Annotated in this window: 22 protein-coding genes and 1 rRNA gene; 3 read left to right on the top strand and 20 right to left on the bottom strand. The window is 66.6% G+C overall.

What is annotated here, in order from left to right; translation table 11 throughout:
* From L1892_RS07950 to infC, 19 genes are all read right to left on the bottom strand, one after another.
* A 16S ribosomal RNA gene (locus L1892_RS07950) occupies positions 1-119 on the bottom strand; the annotation flags it as partial.
* Positions 120-583: 464 nt separating this feature from the next.
* Positions 584-1,879, bottom strand: a complete 1,296-nt coding sequence (gene tyrS / locus L1892_RS07955; RefSeq protein WP_235723055.1) for a tyrosine--tRNA ligase — start codon at positions 1,877-1,879, stop codon at positions 584-586.
* A 49-nt stretch (positions 1,880-1,928) separates the two neighbouring features.
* Complete coding sequence (locus L1892_RS07960; RefSeq protein ID WP_235723056.1) at positions 1,929-2,156, bottom strand: Trm112 family protein; 228 nt, start codon at positions 2,154-2,156, stop codon at positions 1,929-1,931.
* Between the two features lie 66 nt (positions 2,157-2,222).
* Positions 2,223-5,234, bottom strand: a complete 3,012-nt coding sequence (locus tag L1892_RS07965; RefSeq protein ID WP_235723057.1) for an AMP-binding protein — start codon at positions 5,232-5,234, stop codon at positions 2,223-2,225.
* A gap of 80 nt (positions 5,235-5,314) precedes the next feature.
* Positions 5,315-6,757, bottom strand: a complete 1,443-nt coding sequence (gene argH, locus L1892_RS07970; protein WP_235723058.1) for an argininosuccinate lyase — start codon at positions 6,755-6,757, stop codon at positions 5,315-5,317.
* Entirely contained in the window at positions 6,754-7,953 is a 1,200-nt protein-coding gene (locus L1892_RS07975; RefSeq protein ID WP_235723059.1) for an argininosuccinate synthase, read from the bottom strand. Before L1892_RS07975 ends, argH begins: the two co-directional genes overlap by 4 nt.
* 132 nt (positions 7,954-8,085) lie before the next feature.
* A complete protein-coding gene (locus L1892_RS07980) occupies positions 8,086-8,631 on the bottom strand; it encodes an arginine repressor (protein WP_235723060.1) in 546 nt (181 codons plus the stop codon).
* Positions 8,631-9,551, bottom strand: coding sequence for an ornithine carbamoyltransferase (gene argF / locus L1892_RS07985; RefSeq protein WP_235723061.1), 921 nt, complete (start codon positions 9,549-9,551; stop codon positions 8,631-8,633). The genes L1892_RS07980 and argF overlap by 1 nt, the downstream gene beginning before the upstream one ends.
* Positions 9,552-9,553: 2 nt before the next feature.
* Positions 9,554-10,741 carry an acetylornithine transaminase gene (locus L1892_RS07990; protein WP_235723062.1) on the bottom strand — a complete coding sequence of 396 codons (1,188 nt, stop codon included), beginning with the start codon at positions 10,739-10,741 and terminating at the stop codon, positions 9,554-9,556.
* Positions 10,738-11,640 carry an acetylglutamate kinase gene (argB, locus tag L1892_RS07995; RefSeq protein ID WP_235723063.1) on the bottom strand — a complete coding sequence of 301 codons (903 nt, stop codon included), beginning with the start codon at positions 11,638-11,640 and terminating at the stop codon, positions 10,738-10,740. Before argB ends, L1892_RS07990 begins: the two co-directional genes overlap by 4 nt.
* The gene (gene argJ, locus L1892_RS08000) at positions 11,637-12,875 is read right to left on the bottom strand and encodes a bifunctional glutamate N-acetyltransferase/amino-acid acetyltransferase ArgJ (protein WP_235723064.1); all 1,239 of its coding nucleotides are present in this window, start codon (positions 12,873-12,875) and stop codon (positions 11,637-11,639) included. Before argJ ends, argB begins: the two co-directional genes overlap by 4 nt.
* Positions 12,872-13,909, bottom strand: coding sequence for an N-acetyl-gamma-glutamyl-phosphate reductase (argC, locus tag L1892_RS08005; protein ID WP_235723065.1), 1,038 nt, complete (start codon positions 13,907-13,909; stop codon positions 12,872-12,874). The genes argJ and argC overlap by 4 nt, the downstream gene beginning before the upstream one ends.
* Before the next feature lie 187 nt (positions 13,910-14,096).
* Positions 14,097-16,568, bottom strand: coding sequence for a phenylalanine--tRNA ligase subunit beta (pheT, locus tag L1892_RS08010; protein WP_235723066.1), 2,472 nt, complete (start codon positions 16,566-16,568; stop codon positions 14,097-14,099).
* A gap of 61 nt (positions 16,569-16,629) precedes the next feature.
* Complete coding sequence (gene pheS, locus L1892_RS08015) at positions 16,630-17,691, bottom strand: phenylalanine--tRNA ligase subunit alpha (protein ID WP_235723067.1); 1,062 nt, start codon at positions 17,689-17,691, stop codon at positions 16,630-16,632.
* A gap of 105 nt (positions 17,692-17,796) precedes the next feature.
* The gene (locus tag L1892_RS08020) at positions 17,797-19,116 is read right to left on the bottom strand and encodes an acyltransferase family protein (RefSeq protein WP_235723068.1); all 1,320 of its coding nucleotides are present in this window, start codon (positions 19,114-19,116) and stop codon (positions 17,797-17,799) included.
* A 100-nt stretch (positions 19,117-19,216) separates the two neighbouring features.
* On the bottom strand, positions 19,217-20,014 hold the full coding sequence (locus L1892_RS08025) for a TrmH family RNA methyltransferase (protein WP_235723069.1): 798 nt from the start codon (positions 20,012-20,014) through the stop codon (positions 19,217-19,219).
* 31 nt (positions 20,015-20,045) lie between these two features.
* Positions 20,046-20,426, bottom strand: a complete 381-nt coding sequence (gene rplT, locus L1892_RS08030) for a 50S ribosomal protein L20 (protein ID WP_235723070.1) — start codon at positions 20,424-20,426, stop codon at positions 20,046-20,048.
* Positions 20,427-20,488: 62 nt separating this feature from the next.
* Complete coding sequence (rpmI, locus tag L1892_RS08035; protein WP_235723071.1) at positions 20,489-20,683, bottom strand: 50S ribosomal protein L35; 195 nt, start codon at positions 20,681-20,683, stop codon at positions 20,489-20,491.
* Between the two features lie 107 nt (positions 20,684-20,790).
* Positions 20,791-21,387: a translation initiation factor IF-3 gene (infC, locus tag L1892_RS08040; protein ID WP_235723255.1), complete on the bottom strand. Its 597-nt coding sequence runs from the start codon at positions 21,385-21,387 to the stop codon at positions 20,791-20,793.
* Positions 21,388-21,686: 299 nt separating this feature from the next.
* Between infC and L1892_RS08045 the strand changes: the two genes are divergently transcribed.
* The 3 genes from L1892_RS08045 to L1892_RS08055 all read left to right on the top strand — a co-directional run bounded on the left by L1892_RS08045 (position 21,687) and on the right by L1892_RS08055 (position 23,435).
* Positions 21,687-22,130 carry a DUF1844 domain-containing protein gene (locus L1892_RS08045; RefSeq protein ID WP_235723072.1) on the top strand — a complete coding sequence of 148 codons (444 nt, stop codon included), beginning with the start codon at positions 21,687-21,689 and terminating at the stop codon, positions 22,128-22,130.
* Between the two features lie 9 nt (positions 22,131-22,139).
* Positions 22,140-22,451: a PspA domain-containing protein gene (locus L1892_RS24865; protein WP_235723073.1), complete on the top strand. Its 312-nt coding sequence runs from the start codon at positions 22,140-22,142 to the stop codon at positions 22,449-22,451.
* 102 nt (positions 22,452-22,553) lie between these two features.
* Positions 22,554-23,435 (top strand): DUF559 domain-containing protein, encoded by an 882-nt coding sequence (locus L1892_RS08055; protein ID WP_235723074.1) that lies wholly within the window; start codon positions 22,554-22,556, stop codon positions 23,433-23,435.
* Positions 23,436-23,497: 62 nt separating this feature from the next.
* Here L1892_RS08055 and uvrA read toward each other — a convergent pair whose 3' ends face one another.
* On the bottom strand, positions 23,498-26,380 hold the full coding sequence (gene uvrA / locus L1892_RS08060; RefSeq protein WP_235723075.1) for an excinuclease ABC subunit UvrA: 2,883 nt from the start codon (positions 26,378-26,380) through the stop codon (positions 23,498-23,500).
* Positions 26,381-26,476 lie beyond the last annotated feature (96 nt).

Consider the following 26,476-nt stretch of genomic DNA (forward strand, 5'->3'; position numbering starts at 1 on the left):
ACGTGTTACTCACCCGTTCGCCACTCGAGCACCCAGCAAGCTGGGCCTTTCCGTTCGACTTGCATGTGTTAAGCACGCCGCCAGCGTTCGTCCTGAGCCAGGATCAAACTCTCCATGAAAAAACACTGAAACCAAAAAGTTTCAACACAATCAGGAAAGCAAAACCTGACAAAAACAATCCAAAAAACTGGCAAAAAACTCCACAGACATCCCACACACGAGGAGTGCAGGACATCCACAAAACCAATGCCACCAAAAAAATGGCATCAGACAATCCATCAACACACTATCGAGTTCTCAAAGAACACACACCCGCTGATACGTCCCCTACTAAGAGGCGTTCATCTGCGAGCTGATGTTCAGAAGTGTTACTCTCGTCTCCGAGGCAACTCTTCTAGCCTACCCGGTCGGATTCCGGTGCGCAAGTCTTTGCGTCCCGGACCCCTGGCCGGCTCCGCAATATTCCGAAACGGCTAGGTTCGGACACTCTGCTTCTGCCCGGTTCCTGTCGGCTCCGGGAAGTTGCTCTCTGCGGTGCGTCGATTAAGTTACACAGACGAGAACAACGCGTCAAATCGCCTGGTCAGAGGACTACGCGTGCTCCAGCGAAACTCTTCTTGCCTCGGCGGATCACCAACCAGCGACCGTGTAGTAAATCGCCTGCCTCCGGCCGCCAATCCGCGTCGCTCATCTTCACATTGTTGACGTATGCGCCGCCTTCACCGATCGCACGGCGCGCCGCCTTGTTGCTCTCGGACAAACCCGTGTCGACGAGCAGCTCCACCAGTGTGGGGCTCGTTCCCGCGTAATCGGCGACCGTGGTCTCACCCACGGCCGCGGCGAGCGTGCCCTCATCGAGATCAGCCAATTCAGCCCTACCGAACAGAGCCTGACTGGCCAATTCGGCGGCGGCGGTATGCGCGGCGCCGTGGATCAGCGTGGTCATCTCCGCGGCCAGACGCTTTTGCGCGAGCCGGAGGTGCGGCGTTTCCTCGGTAGCCCGCGCGAGGTCGTCGATCTCGTCTCGTCCGAGGAAGGTGAACCACCGCAGGTACCGCACCACGTCGGCGTCTGCGGTGTTCACGAAGTACTGATACCAGGCATATGGGCTGGTCAGCTCCGGGTCCAGCCACAGGCTGCCGCCGCCGGTGGACTTCCCGAACTTCTTGCCGTCCGACGACGTGACGAGTGGCACCGTCATCCCGTGCAGTGACGTCGCGTCCAGTCGGCGCGCGAGATCGACACCGCCGACGATGTTTCCCCATTGATCGGAACCACCGACCTGGAGTACACATCCGTGCCTGCGGTTGAGTTCCACGAAGTCATTGGACTGCAGCAGCAGGTAGCTGAACTCGGCGTAGCTCATTCCGTCCGACTCAAGCCGGCGCTTGACGGTGTCGCGAGCCAGCATCACATTGACGGAGAAGTGCTTGCCCAGGTCCCGGAGGAACTCGACGGCACTGAGCTGTTGAGTCCAGTCGAGGTTGTTGACCACCAATGCGCCGGTGGGCGAGTCGTCAATGCTCACGAACCGGCGCAGCTGTCCGCCGATCCGGTCGGCCCAGTCGGCCACGGTGTCAGGTGCGTTCATCGCGCGTTCGCCGACATCGCGTGGGTCACCGATGAGTCCGGTCGCGCCACCGGCCAGCACGATCGGTCGATGCCCCGCCTCCTGGAACCGGCGCAGCGTGAGCAGTGGGACGAGGTGTCCGGCGTGCAGGCTCGATGCCGTCGGGTCGAATCCGGCATACAGGGTGATCGGTCCGCGCGCGATCTCAGCGCGGAGATCGTCGAGGTCGGTCGACTGCGCGATCAGGCCACGCCACTCGAGTTCGGAGAGGATGTCGGTCGTCGGCCGGTCAGACGTCTCGGTACTCACGACTCGATCCTGTCACCTGGGCGGTCCGTCGCGATCACCTACCCACAGGTCAGACAGACCCGGATGCGTCGCCGGTGATCCGGGCGTGTTCGTCGTCGGCCACGGCACGCGCCTCGTCGGCGAGCATGACCGGGATGCCGTCGGAATCGATCCGGTAGGCCACCCGCAGCCGTGGGTTGTACAACTCATCGCCGGCATCGAGCAGCGGACCACGATCCTGCGGGCACACCAGCCGCTCCCGCGTGATCGGATCGATGGATTCGGCTCGTGTCGCCATGTCCGCGCAGTCCCCTCGTCGTTCACCGTGTACTAGGGCTTCACTCTATCGCCCGCCGCGCTGACCTCAGTGATCACTGGCAGCCGGGGCGTTGCCACCGGCGCCGGCTTGTACCGACCACCCCATCGTCGCCGCCGCCGACCGCGTGTACCTGCGATAACGCCCCTCGCTGTCCCGGTACCACACCTTCGAGCCCGGTCGCGGTAGACCGCGTTGCGCGAAGCCGGACGACAGTGGGCGGTAGGCGTCGGAGACGGGAATCTCATCGACCAGGTGGATCAGATGGGGACGCTGTTCGGCGACGAATTCGCCGAGGGCAATGCGCAATTGGGTCACGGTCAAGGATTCCGCCGGGTGATCTGCGCGTAGCGTCAACGCGGCTACCGCCACTTGCCGGCCCGGCGCACCGACTCCATAGGCAACCGCTTGATCGACCGGTTCCATTTGCGACAGGATCGCCTCGATCGGCGGGATGAACACCGGGCCGTCGGAGGTTCGGATGATGTTGTCCAGCGACCCCAGGAACCACAGATCGTCATCGACGTCGCGGACGAACAGATGTCCGGAAACCTCCCACCGGTCCTGAGGGGTGAAGACGTCGCGTAGCACTGTCGCCGAAGTGTCGAATCGATGCCGGGCGCGGGCCAGAAGCAGCCCAGGCTCGCCCACCGCAGCCTTGCGGACGAAACCATGGTCATCGATCACGAGCCGATCGGCGGCGAGGTCATAGGCCGCCACCTCCAGCGGGTTCGTCTCCGGCAGCGGACGCCCCATCGACCCGACCTTGTTCGCGGACACGTTGGCGAGAATCGCCGAGCCGTCCGCGGTGGCGAAGAACTCCAGCACGCGTGCGCGGGGGAAATGCTCCATGACGTCGTCCCACAGTCCCACCGGCATTCCCGAACCCATGAACAGCCGGATCGGGTTGTGCTGGTTGATGCGGAACCCTTCGGCGCGCACGATCTCCCGCATCATCGTCCACGTGTAGGAGACCACGGTGATCCCGTAGCGGTTGACCTCGGCGGTGAAGGTGTCAGGATCTATTCCGTTGGACAGCGCGATCCGTGACCGCCCCACCACGGTGGCGCCGAGCGTGGTGAGCAGGCCGGATGCGTGATGTAGCGGCGGCAGGCAGTACACGGTGTCACGATCGGTGAGACCCGCCGCCGATGCCGCTCCGAATGCCGACTGCGCGAACCGATGGTTGGTCACCGGCCACGGAGCCAACTGACCCGCGCTGCGGGTGAACAGGATGAACGCGAGGTCACCGGCCAGACCGGGGTCCGGTCGATACCACGTGGGCATCACCACTTCGGCGGGATCGATCTGTTCCATGTCGATCACCGATGTGCCGTCCGCCTCGGAGATCGACCGCGACCCGCCACTGCCGCCACCGAGCACCAACACCCGGTCGCACACACCGGACGCCTCCGACAGATGTCCTGGGTCGGTGACCACGACCGAAGCGTCGGCCAGCCGCAGCATCTCCCGCATGTCGCCATCGGCGGCGAGCATGACGGCGACCGCGCCGAGTCGTGACAAGGCCGCCACCACCACCAGCGCACTGGGGCGCGTCTCCATCAGCACGCCGATGTGCTGGCCCGGCCGCACCCCGCAAGACACGAGGCCGGCGACCACGTTGTCGATTCGCGTGTTGACGTCCGCATGGGAAAGCACACGGTTCTCGAACAGGAACAGTTCCTGCTCGGGTGCACGCTTGCAGTTCTCCGACATCAACTTTCCGAGCGAGATCCGGGTACCCGACTGGATCTGGCCGAGCCGGAACAGGCGCGGCACGGTGCGCACCGATTCCTGTGCCACTGCCCGCGTGGTGCGCTGCAGCGAGTTGGCCATCACCAGCAGTTCGCGCGAGACGCCACCGCCGGCGTCTGCCAGTGAGCCGAGCCCGTGGGTGATCCGCGACGACAGGCTCACGCCCGAGCCGTGCGGATCATCGTCGTCGGTCATGTCCTCGACGAGCGGCGGACGTTCGCCGAGTCCGGCTTGCCACAACACCCAGTCCGAGGTGGTCGGCCAGGTATGTGCCCCTGCGGTACTACCCACCACCAAACCGAAATGTCCGACCGGTACGCGGGACTCGAAGACGGCGGCAGCCGGTGCCGCGCGGCGTATTCCACGTACCGCCTGAGGCTGACCGATGTCGTCGGCCTCACCTACGAAAGCCAGTACCGGGCAAGTGATCTCGGTGAGTGAAACCAGGTCTCCATTGATCACGAACCCACCCGACATCATCCGGTTGTGCACCACGAACTGCCGGAGTAGTTCCGCGACCGCCGGGCCCGACCACGCGACCCACCCCTCGGCCTCGATGAAGCGCCGCTGGTCCTCCCGCGGCAGCAACGCGTCCCGGTTGTGTAGTTTGCGCAGGAAGTCGATCCGGCTGCGCGCGGTCTTCACCGGGTCGACCAGCTGGAATCCGGCTCGAGCCATCCAGCCGGGTACCCACAGACGGTTGAACACCTTGTCGGCGAGGATCTCGGCACTCGGGACCACCAGGGCCGGCGGCAGCCCGAGCGGCAGCGCCGCGAGCACATCGACCGGACTACCGAAGGTGATCAGGCTCGCGATGCCCGTGGACTGGCGATACGCCGCGGTCTGATACGCGAACATGCCACCTTGCGAGTAACCCGCGAGATGGACGTCTTTCCCACTGGACTCGATGATCAGGTCGATGGCACGGCTCACGGCCACGATGTGGTCGGCGAGGGTCCGCTCCATGCCGCCCTCTTCGGAGTCCGGTGAGCCGAAGTCGATCACGAACGGGGTGATCCCCGCCCGATGCAGCACCGAGACCGCACCATTGTGTTCGGTCACGTCATAAACGTTGGCCGACACCATCATCGGCGGGACGAGCAGAATCTGCGGTCCGGTGCTGGGGGTGTCCGGGAAATACCGGCGGAGCCGGAACATCTTCGATGTCTCCACCACGTTGAACGGCGCCGGCTCGGTTCCGGTGTCGAGTCCGCCGAAACGCAGCACCTCGAGGCCGTTCTGCGCGGTGGCGAGAACCCGGTCCACCGCGGCGCCGACGTCGGGCAATGCGGGTAGGCCCACCATGACGTCGTTCCCCTCCCGTAGTCGTTCACGTGATGCACGTCACTGTACCGACCTCCCCGCGGGCGGCGTCATCAGCGTACTCAGATGGTTGGCGTCTCCACGCCTCTCGACCATTCGGCGCGCCGCCGGGCCACGTCGGCGCGGACATCGGACAACTGACGGGCGACCTGAACCGAGGCCGTCCCGCCCTGGGCGTTGCGTGATTCGATGGAACCCCGGACGGTCAACACTTCACGCACCTCCGGCCGGAGATCGGGGCTGATCGACGCGAGCGTGGCATCGTCGAGATCGGCCAGGCCGACTCCGCGCTCCTCGGCGGCACGAACACTCGCACCGGCCACCTCGTGCGCTACCCGGAACGGAATTCCTTGGCGCACCATCCATTCAGCGATGTCGGTGGCCAGGGTGAAACCAGCCGGGGCGAGTTCGGCCATGCGGTCGGTGTGAAACTCCAGCGTCGCGACCAGGCCGGTGATCGCCGGTAGCAGCAGGTCCAACTGGGCCACCGAGTCGAATACCGGCTCCTTGTCCTCCTGAAGATCGCGGTTGTAGGCCAACGGTTGGGCCTTCAGCGTCGCGAGCAGACCGGTTAGGTTTCCGATGAGCCTGCCGGACTTGCCGCGAGTGAGTTCGGCGACATCCGGGTTCTTCTTCTGCGGCATGATCGAACTGCCCGTCGACCAGGCGTCAGCAAGCGTCACATACCCGAATTCCGGTGTGCTCCACAGGATGATCTCTTCGGACAGCCGGGACAGATCGACCCCGATCATCGCCAAAACGAAGGCTCCCTCAGCGGCGAAATCGCGCGACGAGGTGGCATCGATGGAGTTCTCGGCCGCGCGGTCGAACCCCAGGTCCGTCGCGATCGCCGCCGGATCCAGTCCCAGTGATGACCCGGCCAGCGCGCCGGAACCATACGGCGACACCGCGGTTCGCCGGTCTGCGTCGGCCAGCCGATCGATGTCGCGGAGCAATGGGTGCGCGTGTGCGAGCAGATGATGCGCCAGCAGAACCGGTTGCGCGGCCTGCAGATGCGTCTTACCCGGCATCACCGCGTCCGGGTGCGACTCGGCCTGGTCGGCCAGGGCGTCGACGACATCGAGCAAGCCAAGGGCCACACGACGCATCGCGGCGCGCAGCCACATCCGGAACAGCGTGGCAACCTGATCGTTGCGTGAACGACCGGCGCGCAGACGCCCGCCGAGCTCCGGCCCGACCCGCTCGATCAGCCCGCGCTCGAGCGCTCCGTGCACGTCCTCATCACTCTGTGCTGGGACAAAGGTGCCGTCGGCGACGTCGGCGGCGAGCTGCGACAACCCGGCGAGCATCGCCGCACGGTCCGCGTCGCTGAGCAGGCCGGCGCGATGCAGGACCCGCGCATGCGCCATCGACGCCTCGATGTCGAAAGGTGCCAGCGCCCAATCGAAGTGAGTGGACTTACTCAGGGCGGCCATGGCGGCGGCGGGTCCGTCGGCGAACCGACCGCCCCACAGCGAGCCCTCGTTGGTGCCGTGCGAGCTCACAGGTCGAGATCTCGCTTGGCCGCGATCTTCGAGGACAGGCCGTGCAGCTCGACGAATCCGCGTGCGGCGGACTGGTCGAAGCTGTCGCCCTCGTCGTAGGTGGCGAGGTTGAAGTCGTAGAGCGACTCACCACTGCGCCGGCCGGTGACCGCGATGTGCCCGCCGTGCAGGACGAGGCGGATGTCGCCGCTGACGTGCTCCTGGGTGGAGGCGACGAAAGCGTCCAACGACCGCTTCAACGGAGAGAACCACAGTCCGTCATAGACCAGTTCGGCCCACTTCTGGTCGGTGTGCCGCTTGTAGCGGCCCAGCTCTCGTTCCAACGTCACATGTTCGAGTTCCTCGTGGGCGCGGATCAGCACCATGGCGCCGGGGGCCTCGTAGACCTCACGGCTCTTGATGCCCACCAGTCGGTCCTCGACGACGTCGAGACGGCCGACACCCTGTGCACCGGCGCGGCGATTGAGTTCCTGGATGGCCTCGAGGACACTGACCGGACGGCCGTCGATGGCGACCGGGCGACCTTTCTCGAAGGTGATGATGACCTCGTCGGGCGAGTTCCAGTTGATGGTCGGGTCGTCGGTGTAGTCGTAGACGTCCTTGGTGGGCGCGTTCCACAGGTCCTCGAGGAACCCGGTCTCCACTGCTCGGCCCCACACGTTCTGGTCGATCGAGAACGGCGACTTCTTGGTGACGTTGATCGGGATGTCGTTCTCCTCGGCGAAGCTGATCGCCTTCTCACGCGTCCACGCGTAGTCGCGGACCGGTGCCAGGACCTGCAGGTCGGGAGCCAGGGTGGCGAAACCCACCTCGAAACGCACCTGATCGTTGCCCTTGCCGGTGCATCCGTGGGCCACGACGGTGCCGCCGTGATTGCGGGCGGCGGTGACGAGGTGCTTGGCGATCAGCGGGCGTGAGATCGCCGAGACCAACGGATAACGATCCATGTAGAGCGCATTGGAGTTGATCGTCGCCAGGCAGTACTCGTCTGCGAACTCGTCGCGTGCGTCGACGACGACGGCCTCCACCGCACCGCAGTCCAGCGCACGTTGACGGACGACATCCATGTCCTCGCCGCCCTGGCCGAGGTCGAGGGCAACCGCGACGACCTCCTTGCCGGTCTCCTTGCCGATCCAGCTGATCGCGACCGAGGTGTCGAGACCTCCCGAGTACGCGAGTACGACGCGTTCCGCCATGTGTTTGTCTCCTCTGTGTGCTGCGCGCCGGCGCGGGCGTCCTCCCGCTCGTGGCGCGTTGTGAGTTGATTGTTCTCTTGTGGGCTGTGGCGCGTGGCCACTATCTGAAGCTGTCCGGAACGGGCCGCGTGGTTACACGAGGCCCTCGATTCGTCGGGCGAGTTCGGCACCGTCGATCGGTTCCCGGGCCACCACGAAGATGGTGTCATCCCCGGCGATCGTGCCTACCACGTCGGGTAGGCTCGCGCGGTCGATGGCGCTGGCGAGGTAATGGGCGGCGCCGGGCGGGGTCCGCAGCACAGCCAGATTGCCACTGGAGTCGGTGGACACGAGCAACTCCGCCAGCAGTCGGGAGAGACGGTCGGTACCGCCGAAGACGCCGCGCACCGGCGACCCGTCCTCTGGGACCACGTAGCGACCGATGCCGCCGTCGGCGCCGCGTAACTTGATCGCACCGAGTTCGTCCAGATCCCGGGAGAGCGTCGCCTGGGTGGCCTCGATGCCCTGGTCGGCGAGCAGGTGCTGCAGTTCGGCTTGGCTGCGTACCTGGTGGGCGGCCAACAGATCGACGATGCGCGCGTGCCGTCCGGCCTTGGTCGCCGCCAGCCGGGTCTCGCCCGCGGTGAGGCGGGACGAGGGGGCTGCCGACCGGGCCGTGGGAGTGCGTTCTGCGGTCATCACTGCCTCAACAACCAGACCAGCAGCGCCTTCTGGGCGTGCAGCCGGTTCTCCGCCTCATCGATGACCACGCTGGCCGGGCCATCGATCACGGCGTCGGTGATCTCCTCGCCGCGGTGTGCGGGCAGACAGTGCAGCACGATGGCGCCGGGGTCAGCTTGTGCCAGCAGCTCGTCGTTGATCTGGTACGGCCGGAAGGGTCCTTTGCGATCCTTCCCGTCGGTCTCCTGACCCATCGATGTCCAGGTGTCGGTGACCAGCACATCGGCGCCGGCCACCGCGGTCGCCGGGTCGGCGACGACCCGCACCGAGCCGCCAGCCTGCTCGGCACGCGCCCGAACCGCCTCCAGCACCTCGGCTGCCGGCTCGAAACCGGTTGGCGCACTGATGGTCACATGCATCCCCGCGGTGACGCCACCGAGTGCCAGCGAATGGGCCATGTTGTTTGCGCCGTCGCCGAGGTAGGTCATCGCCAAGCCGGCGGGGGGCCCCTTGCGTTCGATGATGGTCTGCAGATCCGCGAGTACCTGGCACGGATGGAAGGTGTCCGACAACGCGTTGATCACCGGCACCGTCGCCGTGGATGCCATCGCCTCGAGGCGGTCCTGACCGAAGGTCCGCCACACGATCGCATCGACGAATCGCGAGAGCACCCGCCCGGTGTCCTCGATGGTCTCGTCACGCCCCAGTTGGGTGGTGGTGCCGTCGACGACGACAGCGTGCCCGCCGAGCTGCGCTATCCCCATTTCGAAGGAGAAGCGGGTACGGGTCGAGTTCTTGTCGAAGATCACCCCCACCCCGCGCGGCCCCTCGAGGGGCCGCTGTGCGAACGGCGATGCCTTGAGCTCGGCGGCCAGAGCCAACACCTCGGCCTGCTCCGCCGGCGACAGGTCGTCGTCACGCAGAAAGTGCCTCGTCATTCCTACTCCCCCTGCTCGTCTGCGGCCGCCTGGTCCAGGATCGCGGGCAAAGCGGCGACGAAGCCTGCCCCCTGTTCTTCGGTGAGGATCAGCGGTGGCGCCAACCGCAGTACATCCGGCGCGGGCGCGTTGATCAGGAATCCCGCGTCACGCGCGGCCCTCTCGGCCCGCGCGGCGAGCGGGTTGCGCAGCACGACACCGAGCAGCAGACCCGCCCCGCGCACATGGGACACCTGTGGATGATCGAGTTCCTCGATGCCCGTCGCGATCGATTTGCCCACCGCGGCCACCTGATCGACGAGCCCCTCTTCCTCGATGACCCGCAGAACCGCAAGCGCCGCAGCCGTACACGTCGGATTCCCACCGAAGGTGGTGCCGTGCTGGCCCGGCTCGAACAGGTCGGCGGCGCGACCGGTGGCAATGCAGGCCCCGATCGGCAACCCGCCGCCGAGCCCCTTCGCCAGGGTCATCACGTCGGGTACCACGCCTGCGGACTGGTGGGCGAAGAACGCGCCGGTACGTGCGATTCCGGTCTGCACCTCGTCGAAGATCAGCAGCGCTCCGCGTTCGGAAGTGATCCGCCGCGCTTCGGCGAGGAAACCGTTGGGCGGCACCACGACACCACTTTCCCCGAGAATGGGTTCGAGGATGACCGCCGCGGTGCGGTCGGTGACCGCGGCGTCGAGCGCCGCGACATCTCCGTAGGGGACGAACCGCACACCGGGCGGCATGGGCTCGAACGGAGCACGTTTCGCCGGCTGACCGGTCATCGCGAGCGCACCCATGGTGCGACCGTGGAAGGCCCGCTCGGCGGCGATGATCTCCGGCCTACCGGTCAGCCGGGCGAGCTTGAACGCCGCCTCGTTCGCCTCGGTGCCCGAGTTGCAGAAGAACACGCGACCGGAATGGCCGAACTTGTCGAGCAGGCGCTCGGCCAGTTCCACTGCGGGCGCACTGACGTAGAGGTTGGAGACGTGCCCCAGGGTCTGCAGCTGGGTGGTGACGGCGTCGATCAGGGCCGGGTGGGCATGTCCGAGTGCATTGACCGCGATCCCGCCGAGCAGATCAAGGTACTCCTTGCCGTCGGCGTCGCGCACCACGGCACCGGACCCACTGGTCAACGCGATCGCCGGGGTGCCGTAGTTGTTCATCAGTGCGGCCGACCACCGCTGCTGCAACGGTTCTGTCATGCGAGTTCCCCCTCGTTGTCGGCGGTCACGGTGGTGCCGGTCGAGCTCTCGGTCAGGAGTTGGGCGATCACCGAATGCGGTACGCGCCCGTCGATCACGTGGGCCGCCCGCACCCCTCCGGTGACGGCTCGCAGGCAGGCCTCCATCTTCGGCACCATTCCAGCGTCGAGTGATCCCAGCAGCGCCGCGAGGCGGTCGGTGCCGATCTGCGCGACCAGCGACGTACGGTCTGGCCAGTCGGTGTAAAGGCCCTCGATGTCGGTCAGCACCACCAGCCGCGACGCGCCTAGCGCCTCCGCGAGCGCACCCGCGGCGGTGTCGGCGTTGATGTTGTGCACCACTCCGTCACGATCCGGGGCGATGGTGGACACCACCGGAATCCGGCCGGCGGCCACGAGATCGAGCACCGCCGAGGTGTTGACCGAGGTGATGTCGCCGACGAGACCGATGTCGGTCGCGACACCATCCACCCGCACGGTTCGCCGGGTCGCGGTGAACAAGTGCGCGTCCTCGCCGGTGATACCGACCGCGTACGGGCCATGCGAGTTGATCAGGCCGACGAGTTCACGTCCGACCTGTCCGAACAACACCATCCGGGCGACGTCCATCACCTCGGGAGTGGTGACGCGGAACCCGCCGCGGAACTCACCCTCGAGGCCGAGTCGCTTGAGCATCGCCGAGATCTGCGGTCCCCCGCCATGCACCACGACAGGATGAATTCCGCAGGCGCGCAACAACACCATGTCCGCGGCAAAGGCACATTTGAGGTCGTCGTCGACCATCGCGTTGCCGCCGTACTTGACCACCACGGTCGCACCGTGGAGTGACTGCAGTGCCGGCAACGACTCGGCGAGCACCATCGCCTTGTCGAGAGCGCTCAGCTCTGATTTCCCGCTCATGACGAATACGCCGAATTCTCTTCGACGTACGCGTGCGAGAGGTCGGTGGTGCGGATACTGGCCGACGCGTCTCCCTGCCCGAGTTCGATGCGGACCGCGATGTCCTCACCCGACAGGTCGACATCGCGTGCGCCGGCCACTCCACAGCCGGCCTCGCAGACCGGGGTCCCGTTGAACGACACCGCGATCCGGTCCGGGTCGATCGTCACCGATGCCATGCCCACTGCAGCCAGCACGCGACCCCAGTTGGGGTCGGATCCGAACAGCGCCGTCTTGACCAGGGAATCCCGTGCGACGCTCCGCCCGACCGTCACGGCGTCGTCCTCGGTCCGGGCGCCGGCCACGGTGATCACGATGCGCTTGGTGACGCCCTCGGCGTCGGCCATCAGCTGCGCGGCCAGGTCGTCGCACACGGCGAGTACCGCGGCGTCGAGATCGGCCTGGTCGACCGGTATCTGGCTGGCCCCGGAACTCAGCAGCAACACGGTGTCGTTGGTGGAGCACGAGCCGTCGACGTCGAGTCGGTCAAATGTCAGTGCGGTAGCGCGACGCAACGCGGCGTCGAGTTGCTCGGCACCGACCTGTGCGTCGGTGGTGAGCACACACAGCATGGTGGCCAGCGAGGGCGCGAGCATGCCCGCCCCCTTCGCCATGCCGCCGACGTTGAATCCCTGCGGATGATGCAGGGCAGCCTGTTTCGGAACGGTGTCGGTGGTCATGATCGCGTGCGCGGCGTCGGTTCCGCCGGACAGTCCCCCGCCCATCTCGTGCACGATCTCGGTGACCCCGCCCAGCACACGATCCATCGGCAGCCGATCACCGATCAGTCCGGTGGAGCACACCGCAACCTCGACGGCACCGGTCTCGGTCCCCCAGTTGCTGAGCGCATCGGCGACCGCCTCGGCTGTTGCGTGAGTGTCCTGGAAGCCACCCGGGCCGGTACAGGCGTTGGCGCCGCCGGAGTTGAGGACGACGGCACGCAACCGGCCGGCGGTGAGCACCTGTCGGCTCCACAGCACCGGCGCCGCCTGCACCTGATTGCGGGTGAAGACTCCGGCCGCGGCGTACTCCGGTCCCTCGTTGAAGACCAGCGCGAGGTCCGGAGCGCCGGAAGCCTTGATGCCGGCGGCGATTCCCGCCGCCCGGAATCCCAACGGCGCGGTGACACCCTGCGCGCGCACGAGGCGGGGCGCGTCGAGCGGGGCTCCCGGAGTGATCCGATCGTCTGCGGTCACGGTGCCACCCCCACGGTGCTCAGACCCTCGGCCTCATCCCAGCCGAGCGCGAGGTTCATCGATTGGACTGCTGCGCCGCCGGTGCCCTTGGTCAGGTTGTCGATGGCGCCCACCGCAACCAGCGTCTGGGCTCGCTCGTCGACGGTGACCGCCAGCTGGACGGCGTTGCCACCCATCACCGACCCGGTGCTCGGCAGTGCGCCTTCGGGCAGTAGGTGCACGAATGTCTCGTCACCGTAGGCCTTCTCGTAAGCGGCCCGCACCTCAGCAGTCGACGCGGAGGTGCGCGCGGTGCAGGTGGCGAGGATACCTCGCGCCATCGGCGCCAACACCGGGGTGAACGACACGGTGACAGGCGTGCCGGCCGCCTCCGACAACGCCTGAGAGATCTCGGGGGTGTGCCGATGGACGCCACCCACGCCGTACGCCCGTGCCGAGCCGATGACCTCCGAGGCGAGCAGATCCACCTTGGGGGACCGGCCGGCGCCCGACGCCCCGGTCACCGCGACCACCGTGACATGCGGGTCCACCAGACCGGCTGCGATGGCCGGCCGCAACGCCAGAATCGACACGGTGGGATAGCAGCCCGGGACCGCGATCCGCGAGGCGTCGCGCAGTCGGTCACGGTTGCCGGGCAGTTCGGGCAGACCGTATGGCCAGGTCCCGGCATGTTCGCTGCCGTAGTAGTCGAGCCAGTCCTGCGCGTTCTGCAACCGATGATCGGCGCCGCAATCGATGATGAGCGTCGACGGCGGCAAGGCATCGGCGATCTCGCCGGACGTACCGTGCGGCAGACCGAGGAACACGACGTCGTGACCGGCGAGCACCTCGGGGGTGGTGTCCTCAAGGATCCGGTCGGCCAGCGGCAACAGGTGCGGATGCAGGGAACCCAGCGTGCTACCGGCGTTGCCCCCGGCGGTCAGTGCACCGATCTCGAGGTCCCCGGTGCGCAGGCGCGGATGCCCGCAGAGAAGCCGAAGGATCTCACCACCCGCATAGCCGCTCGCACCGGCGACTGCCACCCTGATCGTCATATGATGATTATGCACGCTGATGCAAATCAATTCAGCGGCGGGGTCTCGATACGCCGGCTCGCTTCGCTCGCGCGGCTACTCGACCAGCAGAAAGGGCCAGCCCACTTCACTCACAGTCACACCACCAGCAAAAAGGGGCAGCCCACTCCAGTCACGATCACGTCACGAGCAGATGGGCAGGTCTGCGTCAGCGCATACGCGCGCCGACCTGTGCACCTGCATGGGCGACGGCGGCGAGTTTCGCCTCGTTGGCCTCGTCTTCGGTCAGCGTGCGGTCGGCGGCGCGGAAACGCAGCGCGAACGTGAGCGATTTGCTGCCCGTACCCACCTGTTCGCCCGTGAACACGTCGAACAAGTCGATCGCCTCGAGCAGCTCTCCGGCGCCGTCGCGCAACGCGGCCTGTACGTCGGCGGCGGCAACGGTGTCGTCGACCACCACCGCCACGTCCTGCAGGACGGCCGGGAATGGTGACACCTGCGGGGCGGGCAGCTGTTCGACGATGGGCACCGCATCGAGATCGATCTCCACCGCGCACAACCGCTTGGGTAGGCCCGCACGTTCCAGCACCGCCGGATGCAGTTCACCGGCAAATCCTACGGTTGTGCCGTCAACGCTGATCCGTGCACACCGACCCGGATGCCATGGACGACGCTCGGCCGAGGTCAGCTGTACCTCGACCCCGGCTGCGCGCGCAATCGTGCGGGCGGCCTCGAAGGCGTCGACATGGTCGGCCACTCGCCCGGGGCCCCATGGGCCGGCGGGATCGCGCAGTCCGGTGAGGGCGACCGCCACATGTAAGGGCTGATGCGGTAGCGACGCGTCGAGAGCCGCGATATCGGATTCGGCGGGTCGTTGCGAGACATCAAGAGCGCCAACCGGCTCGACATTGTCGCCGGCGAAAACAACCTGCCCGATCGTGTACAGCGAGAGATCGCGCTGGCCGCGCGCGATGTTGCGTGCCGCCATTTCCAGCAGCCCCGGCAACAGTGTGGTGTTCAGTTCGGGGCGTTCGGATTCCAGCGGGTTGAGCACCGTGACGGTACGCCGGCGATCGTCGTCGGCCGGCAGATCCCAGACGTCGAACACCCCGGCCGGCATGAACGGATAAGGCAGGACCTCGACAAAACCGTCGAGCGCAAGCGTGCGCCCGACTGCGCGGCGCCGACGCTGCGGGGCGGTCAGGCCGGTGCCGGCCGGTGCGCGCGGCACCACAGCCGGGATGTCCTCGAGCCCTTCGAGCCGAAGGACCTCCTCGACGAGGTCCGCACGCTGGCGAAGATCCGGCCGCCAGGACGGCGGGGTCACCTCGAGGCGTTCGCCACCCTCGACCACGCATCCCACCTCCCGCAGCCGCACCGCAGTGGTGCCGGCGGGATAGGTCAGGCCCGCGGTCCGGTCGGGTTCGTCGGCGGGGATCGAGATCGCCGACGGTGTCGGCACAACCGCCCGCGCCTCACTCAACGGCGAGGTCACCGAACCGCCCGCGATGTCGACGATGAGCTGTGCCGCGCGATCCGACGCCGCCGCCGTGACCTCGGGGTCGACGGTGCGTTCGAAGCGCTTACTCGCCTCCGAGGTGAGTTTGTGGCGTTTACCGGTGCGGAAGACACGGACCGGATCGAAGGTGGCCGACTCCAGCAGGACCGTCGTGGTGGCGGCACCGACCTCGGTGGCTCCGCCGCCCATGACCCCGGCGAGCGCGACCGGACCGCTCTCGTCGGCGATCACCACGTCCTCGGTGTCGAGTACCCGATCGACACCGTCGAGAGTGGTGAGCTTCTCCCCCGGCTGCGCCGAGCGCACCGTGATGGTGCCGGTCAGCTTGTCGGCGTCGAACGCATGCAGCGGCTGGCCGAGCTCGATCATCACGTAGTTGGTGATGTCCACGATCGCGGAGATCGGGCGGATACCGGCGACCATCAAGCGTTTCTGCATCCACCACGGCGACACCGCCGTCGCGTCGACACCGGAGATGACGCGCGCCGTGTAGCGGGTGGCCGACGAGTCGTCGTCGATGGCGACCGGCCAGGCGTCACCCGTCGCGTCCGAGGCGGTGGCGGCGAGCGCAGGATCGACGAACGGCACACCGAAGCTGCCGGCGAGTTCGCGACCCAGGCCGCGGATCGAGAATGCGTATCCGCGGTCGGGCGTGACGTTGACGTCGATGGCCGCGTCATCGAGGCCGAGCACCTCACGGGCATCCGCACCCGGCTCGGCGGTGCCCGGCGCCAACACCAGGATTCCGCTGTGATCGTTGCCGATCCCGAGCTCGGAGACCGAGCAGATCATGCCATCGGAGATACGCCCATAGGTCTTGCGGGAGGCGATCTCGAAAGGACCGGGCAACACCACACCCGGCAGCGCCGCGACGATGAGATCACCTTCAGCGAAATTGCGTGCGCCGCAGACAATGCCACGGGGTTCGTCCTCCCCGACCGCCACCGTGCAGAACCGGATCGGCTTCTTGAACTCGGTGAGTTCCTCAATGGTCTCCACCCGACCGATCACCAGCGGGCCGGTGATCGTCGGGAATGCGTCGATGTCCTCGATCTCGAATCCGACCCGGACAAAGGCCTGGTCGATCTCGTCGGCGGTCGCCGACCATTGCGGATCGCCCTGCCGGAGGACCTCGGTGTACCAGGACTGTGGGGCACGCACGTCAACCAACTACTTTCATCGATCGGGTCTCGTGGGACGGATTTCCGGGCGGTGGCGTCGGTCAGACTGCCGGGCCGAAGGGGACGGTGAAGCGAATGTCACCTTCGACCATGTCGCGCATGTCGGAGATGTCGTTGCGGAACTGCAGGGTCCGCTCGAGCCCCATGCCGAAGGCGAAACCGGAGTAGACGTCGGGGTCGATTCCGCTGGCCCGCAGCACATTCGGATTGACCATGCCGCAACCGCCCCACTCGACCCAGCCGGGTCCACCCTTCTTACCGGGGAACCACACGTCGACCTCTGCCGAGGGCTCGGTGAACGGGAAGTAACTCGCCCGCATCCGCGTGGTGGTCTCCGGACCGAACAGTGCGCGGGCGAACACCTCGAGGGTGCCGCGCAGATTCGCCAGGGTCAGCCCCTTGTCGACGGCCAGTCCCTCGATCTGATGGAACACGGGGGTGTGCGTGGCGTCGAGTTCGTCGGTGCGGAAGGTTCGGCCCGGGCAGGCCACGTAGATAGGCAGGTCGCGACTGAGCATCGAACGCACCTGCACCGGCGAGGTGTGCGTGCGCAGGACCTGGCGCGATCCTTCGGGTGCGATGTAGAACGTGTCCTGCATAGAGCGGGCGGGATGGTCGGGCAGGAAGTTGAGTGCGTCGAAGTTGTGGTGCTCGGTCTCGACCTCGGGCCCTTCGGCGATTTCCCAGCCCATCCCCACGAAGACGTCGGCGACCTGTTCGGCGATCACCGTGATGGGATGGCGCGCGCCGACGCGGCGCCGCGCACTGGGCAGGGTGACGTCGACGGCCTCGGCGACCAGAACGGCGGCATCGCGTTCGGCCTGCAACGATGTGGTGCGCAGATCGAGCGCGGCACTGACGCGACCGCGGACCTCGTTGACCAGTTTGCCCGCTGAGGAACGCTGGTCCTTTGGAAGGCTGCCGAGCGCCCGCCGCGCCAGCGCGACGGGAGACCGATCGCCGAGGTGCGCGGTCTTGGCCCGCGCGAGTTCGTCGAGATCTCCGGCGGCGTCGAATGCCGCGACGGCGGCCGCCGCTGCGGCGTCGAGTTCCTGCGGTTCGGGGAACCGGATCTCTGGGGCGTCGTCGGCAGAGCTGGCCACGGTCGGCGGTCTCCTCGGGATCGAAAACGGGCGTCTAGGTGCGGCTACAACAGTAGACGAGCCGCTGGTGGTGCCGCGGCGCAGGTTCCTCGCCGGCGGCCCGCTTCAACGCCGACCGGCCATCGCTCTCGCGAGTAGAGCGCCGGTAACCGCGACTGCAGCCCACACGAGCCCGTCGTCGACGAGACCGTTGCGCGCAGTCATCAACGTCGCGCCACCGGTGACGACGAGAGCACCCGACACCATGAGGTCACGCGACCGGGCGGCGCCGGTCGCAACCGGCCCATCCCACCAGGGCAACAGGCGGTTCTCGAACACGGACAAGGCAGCGACCGCCGGAACCATGGCACCCAGCAGCAGCACCGTCTGGGTGCCGACGACCGCTCCGAACAGGACAGCACCCTGCGCGGGGTCACGGCTGAGTCCGATCGACTGCCCGGCGACGATGAGCAGCGCAAGCATCGGCAGGTGCCAGAGGTACAGGGTCATCGCACCCCGGTTGCCCGACACCACCCACCACCAGATGCGAGCCCTCGAGGCCAGCCTCGCCAACGGGCGGCGCACGGCGATCGCGGCGCCACACAACACGATCGCGTGACCGGCGAGCAACAGACTGGGCGGGTTCATGTTCGACACCTGTTGCCCCGGCACGGTCACCAGCGACGTCTCGTACGGACCAACGGAGACCAGTGCGATGTCGACGATGAGTAACCCGAGTGCACCGGCAGCGGCCTGCGGTGGTGACACCAACCCTTTGGCGTACGCGACACCGAGGATCGCGGGAATCGACCACACCGTCAGAAACGACAGATAGCCGACTGTCGGCCAACCCACGGCGAGTCTGAGCACGTCGACCACTGCGGTGATCCCCCACGCCGTCGCGAGTGCGACCACAACATGCACCGGTACGCAGATGCGTTGCAGCAGTGGGACGACGGCGAGCACAAGGAGGTACGCGCCGAGGAACCAGAGCAGTTGCACACCGAGACGGGCGACCACATCGGCGGCGGCGTGGGCGCCGACCGCGGACGTCGCCATGCTCGTGGCGAGCACCGCGAGCAGATACCAGAACACCGGCCGGAGCAACCGTTGGGCCCGGGTGAACAGCCAGTGGCCGGCGGCGGGCATGGGTCCTGCGGAGAGTCCGTAGGTGGCCGCTGCCGCGCCTGCGAAGAAGAACAGCGGCAGGACCTGCAACAACCAGGTGGCGGCCTGCAGCATCGGGAAGTCGGCGAGCAGATTTCCGAGTGTGAGGCCCCCGGCGTCGACGGTGACCGTCAACATCACCGAATGACCTGCGATGACGACGACGAGCGACGTCAATCGGATCAGATCGATCACCCGGTCTCGGTCACCGGTCAGTGCGTCGAGATCGGATGCGGAGGGCAGACGCCCACGACGGCGCGCAGTGTCGGTGCTGGTCATGGTGCCAGCGTGGCCTGTCGTGAGCTGCCGGACCTGAGCACAACTACTCAGATCGGCCGCGCAAACACCCGCCGCTGTGTGAGGTGCCGGGACGCGGGGATCACGCGAGGTGATGCTGTCGGGCGCTCGCGTACAGACAGATCGCGGCTGCCGACGCCAGGTTCAGGCTCTCGGCTCGACCGCGGATAGGGATGGCGACACGATGGTCGGCAGCGGCTGCGACATCGTCGGGCAATCCGTGGGCCTCGTTGCCGAACAACCATGCGGTCGGCCCGGAGAGGATGTCGTCGGCGTCGTCGAGGGATAGTTCACCGTCGGCGGCCGTCGCCAGGGTGGTGATGCCAGCGGACCGGATTCCGGCCAGACCGCTGGCCACGTCGCGGTGGCGTACGACCGGGAGGTGGAACACACTGCCCGCCGAGGCCCGCACGCATTTGGCGTTGTGTGGATCGACCGCGTCGCCGAGCAGGATCATCGCGTCCGCACCCATGGCGTCGGCGCAGCGGATCAATGTTCCTGCGTTGCCGGGCTCGCGTGGTTCGATGGCGACCGCGAGCAGCGCCGGCTGCGCGTCGAGCACCGCCGACAGGGTCCGGTCCAGCAACGTGCAGACCGCGAAGATCCCCGGTGGCGTGGTGGATTCGGAGAGCTTGTTTACCGCGCGGTCGGACAGCATCTCGATCACCACGCCGGCGGACCGGGCCTCGTCGATCAAAGGCGCGTGGCGCTCGACATCGCCCTCGCCGACGAGTACTCGTTCGGCGCGTCCGGTCGCCAGCGCGGCACCGACGGAATTTGGTCCCTCCACCAGAAACCGTCCCTCGGCCCGACGAACCGAGGTGCGATGGAGCTTCGCATACGACACGACCCGTGTGGAACGTTCGGAGAGAACTTCCATCACGGGTCGTGTGCGGGTGTGGCGGTCGCGATCAGGCAGCCGGTGCGTTCACGTCGGAGGGCAGCGCCTTGCGGGCGACCTCGACGAGACCGGTGAATGCCTCGGGATCGGTGACGGCGATGTCGGCGAGAACCTTGCGATCCACCTCGACACCGGCGGCCTTGAGGCCCTGGATCAGCCGGTTGTAGGTGATGTCGTTGGCGCGGGCCGCGGCGTTGATACGCGAGATCCACAGCTTGCGGAACTCACCCTTGCGGGCACGACGGTCCCGGTAGGCGTAGGTCATCGAGTGGAGCTGCTGCTCCTTCGCCTTGCGGTACAGACGCGAACGCTGTCCGCGGTAACCCTTGGAGGCCTCCAGGGTCGAACGACGCTTCTTCTGGGCGTTCACCGCCCGTTTCACGCGTGCCATGTGTCAATCCTTTGTTCGTCAGATGTCGGTGTCGACCGTCGCCGGGGGATCCCCCGGTCGGGTCACTTGTTCAGCAGTCGCTTGATGCGCGGGGCGTCGCTGTCGCTCACGACGGCGATGCCGTCGAGGCGGCGGGTGCGCCGCGAGGACTTGTGCTCCAACAGGTGGCGACGATTGGCCTTCTGGCGAACGACCTTGCCGCTGCCGGTCACCTTGAAACGCTTGGCGGTACCCTTGTGGGTCTTGCTCTTCGGCATGTTCTTCCTTCATTCGGGCGAACGAAACCACCCGTGTCGCCACGGGTGTGTCTCGCACGCTGCGGTCAGTGTCTGAGCGACCGGACGGCTCTGAGCCATCCGATCGGCTACTGGCTGGTCTTCTCGTCCTGGGCGGCGGCCGCAGGCTTGGGACCGCGGTCGCGACCCTGCTGGGCCTTCTGTCGCGTCTTCGCACCCTTGTGCGGTGCCAGCACCATGGTCATGTTGCGGCCGTCCTGCTTGGCCGAGGTCTCGATGAAGCCGTAGTCGGCGACGTCGTTGCCCAGGCGCTGCAGAAGTCGGTAGCCCAGTTCGGGGCGCGACTGCTCGCGACCGCGGAACATGATGGTCACCTTCACCTTGGATCCGGCCTCGAGGAACCTGACGACGTGACCCTTCTTGGTCTCGTAATCGTGGTCGTCGATCTTCGGGCGGAGCTTCTGCTCCTTGATGACGGTCATCTGCTGGTTGCGACGCGACTCGCGCTGCTTCTGGGCGGCTTCGTACTTGAACTTGCCGTAGTCCATGATCTTGCACACGGGTGGCCGTGCGTCCGGCGCGACCTCGACCAAGTCGAGATCGGCCTCGTAGGCCAGGCGAAGCGCATCTTCAACACGCACGATGCCCACCTGCTCCGAGTTGGGTCCGACGAGTCGGACCTCAGGGACGCGGATGCGCTCGTTGATGCGGGTCTCAGTGCTGATGGGGCCTCCTTGATCAGTTCTTCTCTGGTGACCGCCAGGAGTCGTGACTCCGGTGGCAGGAGGATCGCTCTCAGCAGAAGAGCCCCGGGACGCTGATCGCATCCGCAGGGCTCCGATACCGACCGGTTCGCCGACGCACACGTCGAACCGACGCGTTCGCGCAGCTCAGCAGCTTCGCGACCATCGGCGTGAACCGGACCGTACAACTGCGGACTGGCCGCGTCGTGACGGTGGGAGCGGAACTCCACTTGCGACCCCGGCGCGAACCGGGGCGGTCGTACTGTGGGAGTCTAGCAGCCATGGCCGAGAACTCCTATTCGTCACCTGCGCAGATGCCCGGTGAGGGCGATCCGGGAGGGAGCGACGGGGCACTCGGTCCGGAGCAGACCGACATGGATAACGTGCGCGATCTGGCCGATATTCCGTCCATCGAGGTCATCACGCGCGCGATCGTGATGTTGATGAGCGCGTCCGCGGAGAAGCTCGGTCTGGCGGAGGGTGCCGACCCCGACAGCGTGGACCTCGACGAAGCACGCAAACTGATCACCGCCCTGGCCGGGCTCGTCGATGCGTCGAAGGCCGACCTCGGGGTTCATGCCGCGCCCATCCGCGACGGCCTCAAGCAACTGCAGTTGGCGTTCCGCGACGCGAGCGCCTATCCGGACGAGCCGGGCGAGGGTCCGGGAGAGAAGTACACCGGTCCGGTGCGCGACCGACGTCGCTCACCCGGAGGCGCGACGTAGGCTGGAGGGGTGACCAGCCACACACCGAAGGACCCGAACCCGGACGTCATCGAGGGTGAGGTCGTCGCCGACCCGGCATCGGCTCCCCCGGCGACGTCCGAGTCCGTCCCACCGGTCACCGACCCCTATTACTCCGAGTCGGGCGTGCCCACCTTCGACTTCGTCCGCGACAAGATCGAGAACCGCATCTCCACCGCTATCGGCAGCGAGGAACTGGCCCATGCCAGCCCCGAGGGCCGGCAAGTCGACGAGATGATGCGCACGCGCGACGAGGCCGCCAAACGCAAGCTCGACGAGATCCGCAAGTCCATGGGCAAGTAGCCCCCAGCCCCCGGTTTCGTAGTACGAACCGGCGTTTTTCGTACAGTTCGGACTACGAGAACTGAGGTGGAACCGTCAGTGGCGCCGGTGCGTCCAATCCGCATGACGGATTTGGCAGCGTTGCGCAGGATGATCGCCGATCACGACGGGGTGTTCAGCCTCACCCAGGCGACTGCCTGCGGCGGCAGCGCCGACGGTGCCCGACGTCGTGTCGCTTCCGGTGAGTGGATTCGCGTGACCCGCTCGGTCTATCGCGTCGCGGACCGGCTGCTCGACGACCGCATGCGTGCCCGAATCGCGGTTCTCTCCGCGGGACCGGGCGCGGCGCTCTGCAGCGGAAGCGCTGCGTGGTGGCACGGCCTGATCCCCCACCCACGGTCGACGATCACGGTGATCACGCCGCACGGCCGACGCGGTCGGCCGGTGCCGGGCGCCCGCGTTTGGCACCGCACGCTGCACGCCGCAGATCTGACCGCCATCGACGGCCTGCCTGTGACGCAGGTGCCGCTGACTGTGCTCGACGCCGCCGTCGACATCGGCGTGCGGGTGATGGACAACGCGCTGCTCAATCAGCACACAACACTGTCTGCGCTCATTGAGGCGCAGAAGCGCAACGCGGGACGACGAGGCTCGCCGCGTTCGCGTGCGATGTTGGCCGCCATGTCGTCCGGTGCGCGCTCGGAGGGCGAACGCAAGACAGTGGCCCTGCTCGAGTCGTCGGACATCGTCGGATGGACGCAGAACCATCCCGCGTGTGGGTACGTGCTCGACATCGCGATCCCCGACCACAAGATCGACATCGAGATCGACGGCTTCGCCTTCCACAGCGATGCCGACGCGTTCCAACACGACCGGGAAAGACAGAACAACCTCATTGCCAACGGCTGGACCGTGCTCCGGTTCACGTGGCACGACATCACCACGCGCCCGCTGTGGGTCCTCGCCCAGATCCGGGCCGCCGTCAAGCAGGCGACCGCGGCATAAGCCTCCCCGGATCCGTAGTACGAACGTGTGAAATATCGACGGTTCGTACTACGAAATCGGGGTTAGCCAGCGGAGGCGACCGTCTCGTCGACGTCGAGGATGTCGGCGAGGAACTTTCCGGTGTGGCTGGCGGGCTCGAGTGCGATGTCCTCGGGGGTGCCTTCGGCTACCACGGTGCCGCCCCCGGTACCGCCCTCAGGACCCATATCGATGATCCAGTCGGCGGTCTTGATGACGTCGAGGTTGTGCTCGATGACGATCACCGTGTTGCCCTTGTCGACGAGACCGTTGATCACCGCGAGCAGCTTCTTGATGTCCTCGAAGTGCAGACCGGTGGTCGGCTCATCGAGGATGTAGACGGCCCGACCGTTGGTCCGCTTCTGCAACTCGGACGCCAGCTTCACGCGTTGCGCCTCACCACCCGACAGCGTCGGGGCAGGTTGACCCAGCCGGACGTAGCCCAGGCCGACGTCGACCAGCGTCTTCAAATACCGGTGGATCGACGTGACCGGTTCGAAGAACTCGGCGGCCTCCTCGATCGGCATGTCGAGGACCTCGGAGATGGTCTTGCCCTTGTAGTGCACCTCGAGGGTCTCGCGGTTGTAGCGCGCACCGTGGCACACCTCGCACGGGACGTAGACGTCGGGCAGGAAGTTCATCTCGATCTTGATGGTGCCCTCGCCGGTGCACGCTTCGCAGCGACCGCCCTTCACGTTGAACGAGAATCGGCCCGGCTGGTACCCGCGCACCTTGGCCTCGGTGGTTGCGGCGAACAACGTGCGGATCTTGTCGAAGACTCCGGTGTAGGTCGCCGGGTTGGACCGCGGCGTGCGCCCGATCGGTGACTGGTCGACCCGGACGAGCTTGTCGAGTTGGTCGAGTCCCTTGACCCGGGTGTGCCGACCGGGCACCTGTCGTGCGCCGTTGAGCTTGTTGGCCAGCACAGTCGCGAGGATGTCGTTGACCAGCGTCGACTTACCCGACCCGGACACCCCGGTGACGGCGGTGAGCACACCGAGCGGGAACCCGACCTCGATACCCTGCAGGTTGTGTTCGCGCGCACCCACCACGGTCAGTTGCTTCTTGCGTGAGATCGGACGGCGGATCGCCGGGATCGGCAACTCGTCGCGGCCCGACAGGTAGGCACCGGTCAGCGAACGACGATTCTTCAACAGATCTTTGTAGCTTCCACTGTGCACCACCTCACCGCCGTGTTCACCGGCGCGTGGGCCTATGTCGACAATCCAGTCGGCCGAGCGGATGGTGTCCTCATCGTGCTCGACGACGATCAGCGTGTTGCCGAGATCACGCAGGCGCGTGAGGGTTTCGATGAGGCGACGGTTGTCGCGCTGATGCAGACCGATGGACGGTTCGTCCAGGACGTAGAGAACCCCGGCCAGACCGGAACCGATCTGGGTCGCCAGTCGGATGCGCTGCGCCTCGCCGCCGGACAACGAACCCGCCGCACGCGACAGCGACAGGTATTCGAGACCGACGTCGAGCAGGAAGGTGATTCGCGCCTGTACCTCTTTGAGCACCCGCCCGGCGATGGCCGCCTGCCGTTCGTCGAGTTTCAGGCCGTTGAGGTAGTCGGCGCATTCGGCCACCGACAGTGCGCACACCTCGGCGATGGACATCGCGCCGTAGCTGGGATGGTCGAGGGTCACCGACAGGATCTCGGGCCGCAGGCGTGCGCCCTGACACGCGGGACAGGGGATGTCGCGCATGTAGCCCTCGTAGCGTTCCTTCATCTGCTCGGACTCGGTCTGATCCATCCGCCGCGCGAGAAACGAGAGCACACCTTCGAACTCGGTGTAGTACGAGCGGGTTCGGCCGTAGCGGTTGCGGAACTTGACGTGCACCTGATGGTCGCTGCCCTTGAGGATGGCGGTACGCGCCTTGGCCGGCAGTTTCTTCCACGGAGTGTCCACCGAGAAGCCCATCTGATCGGCCAGGCCGCCCATGAGTCGCAGGAAGTAGTCGGCGTTGTGACCAGTCGACCACGGCGCGATGGCGCCGTCGGCCAGCGACAGCTCAGGGTCCGGGACGACGAGTTCCTCGTCGACTTCCTTGCGGATGCCGAGGCCGTCGCATTCCGGGCACGCACCGTAGGGCGAGTTGAACGAGAACGACCGCGGTTCGAGGTCGTCGATCGCGATCGGGTGACCGTTGGGGCATGCCATGCGCTCGGAGAAGCGTCGTTCGCGGTGCGGGTCATCTTCCTCGAGGTCTACGAAGTCCAGCACCACGATGCCGTCGGCCAGCCGCAGCGCGGTCTCGATCGAATCGGTGAGACGCTGCTTGGCCGTCGGTTTGACGGCCAATCGATCCACGACAACCTCTATGTCGTGCTTTTCCTGCTTCTTCAACTTCGGCGGATCGGTCAGCTGGTGGACGACGCCGTCGATGCGGGCGCGGGAGAAACCCTGGGTTTGCAGTTCGGCGAACAGATCGACGAACTCACCCTTGCGGGTGCGCACCACCGGCGCGAGCACCTGGAACCGGACACCGGCCTCCATCTCGAGCACCTGGTCGACGATCTGCTGCGGCGTCTGCTTGGCGATCAGCTCGCCGCATTCCGGGCAGTGCGCACGGCCGGCACGGGCGTAGAGAAGCCGCAGGTAGTCGTAGACCTCGGTAATGGTGCCGACGGTGGACCGCGGGTTGCGGTTGGTCGACTTCTGGTCGATCGACACCGCCGGCGACAGCCCCTCGATGAAATCGACATCCGGCTTGTCCATCTGGCCGAGGAACTGCCGGGCGTACGCCGACAACGATTCGACGTAGCGACGTTGGCCCTCGGCGAAGATGGTGTCGAAGGCCAACGACGACTTCCCCGACCCCGACAACCCGGTGAACACGATGAGACTGTCGCGCGGGAGGTCGACATCGATCCCACGCAGATTGTGTTCTCGGGCGCCGCGGACAATGAGACGGTCAACCACTGGATAAGTCCTCGTTCGTTGCTGTCCGGCATGCCGGAAGTGCTGGCAGGTGAGCTGGGTGGAGGCGGTCGGCCTGCTGGTTGGACCGCTCCGCGC

This window comes from Gordonia tangerina, assembly GCF_021556435.1.
Lineage (GTDB): Bacteria > Actinomycetota > Actinomycetes > Mycobacteriales > Mycobacteriaceae > Gordonia > Gordonia tangerina.

Excerpts from the sequence above, each read along its gene's own strand:
- argF (WP_235723061.1), bottom strand. The coding sequence starts at position 9,551 with ATGACGAGGCACTTTCTGCGTGACGACGACCTGTCGCCGGCGGAGCAG.
- rplT (WP_235723070.1), bottom strand. The coding sequence starts at position 20,426 with ATGGCACGCGTGAAACGGGCGGTGAACGCCCAGAAGAAGCGTCGTTCG.
- rpmI (WP_235723071.1), bottom strand. The coding sequence starts at position 20,683 with ATGCCGAAGAGCAAGACCCACAAGGGTACCGCCAAGCGTTTCAAGGTG.
- L1892_RS07975 (WP_235723059.1), bottom strand. The coding sequence starts at position 7,953 with ATGGCGGAACGCGTCGTACTCGCGTACTCGGGAGGTCTCGACACCTCG.
- L1892_RS08055 (WP_235723074.1), top strand. The coding sequence starts at position 22,554 with ATGACGGATTTGGCAGCGTTGCGCAGGATGATCGCCGATCACGACGGG.
- L1892_RS08020 (WP_235723068.1), bottom strand. The coding sequence starts at position 19,116 with ATGACCAGCACCGACACTGCGCGCCGTCGTGGGCGTCTGCCCTCCGCA.
- L1892_RS07965 (WP_235723057.1), bottom strand. The coding sequence starts at position 5,234 with ATGGTGGGCCTACCCGCATTGCCCGACGTCGGCGCCGCGGTGGACCGG.
- L1892_RS08045 (WP_235723072.1), top strand. The coding sequence starts at position 21,687 with ATGGCCGAGAACTCCTATTCGTCACCTGCGCAGATGCCCGGTGAGGGC.
- argC (WP_235723065.1), bottom strand. The coding sequence starts at position 13,909 with ATGACGATCAGGGTGGCAGTCGCCGGTGCGAGCGGCTATGCGGGTGGT.
- L1892_RS07980 (WP_235723060.1), bottom strand. The coding sequence starts at position 8,631 with ATGACCGCAGAACGCACTCCCACGGCCCGGTCGGCAGCCCCCTCGTCC.
- L1892_RS08025 (WP_235723069.1), bottom strand. The coding sequence starts at position 20,014 with ATGGAAGTTCTCTCCGAACGTTCCACACGGGTCGTGTCGTATGCGAAG.
- L1892_RS07990 (WP_235723062.1), bottom strand. The coding sequence starts at position 10,741 with ATGACAGAACCGTTGCAGCAGCGGTGGTCGGCCGCACTGATGAACAAC.
- L1892_RS07960 (WP_235723056.1), bottom strand. The coding sequence starts at position 2,156 with ATGGCGACACGAGCCGAATCCATCGATCCGATCACGCGGGAGCGGCTG.
- argB (WP_235723063.1), bottom strand. The coding sequence starts at position 11,640 with ATGAGCGGGAAATCAGAGCTGAGCGCTCTCGACAAGGCGATGGTGCTC.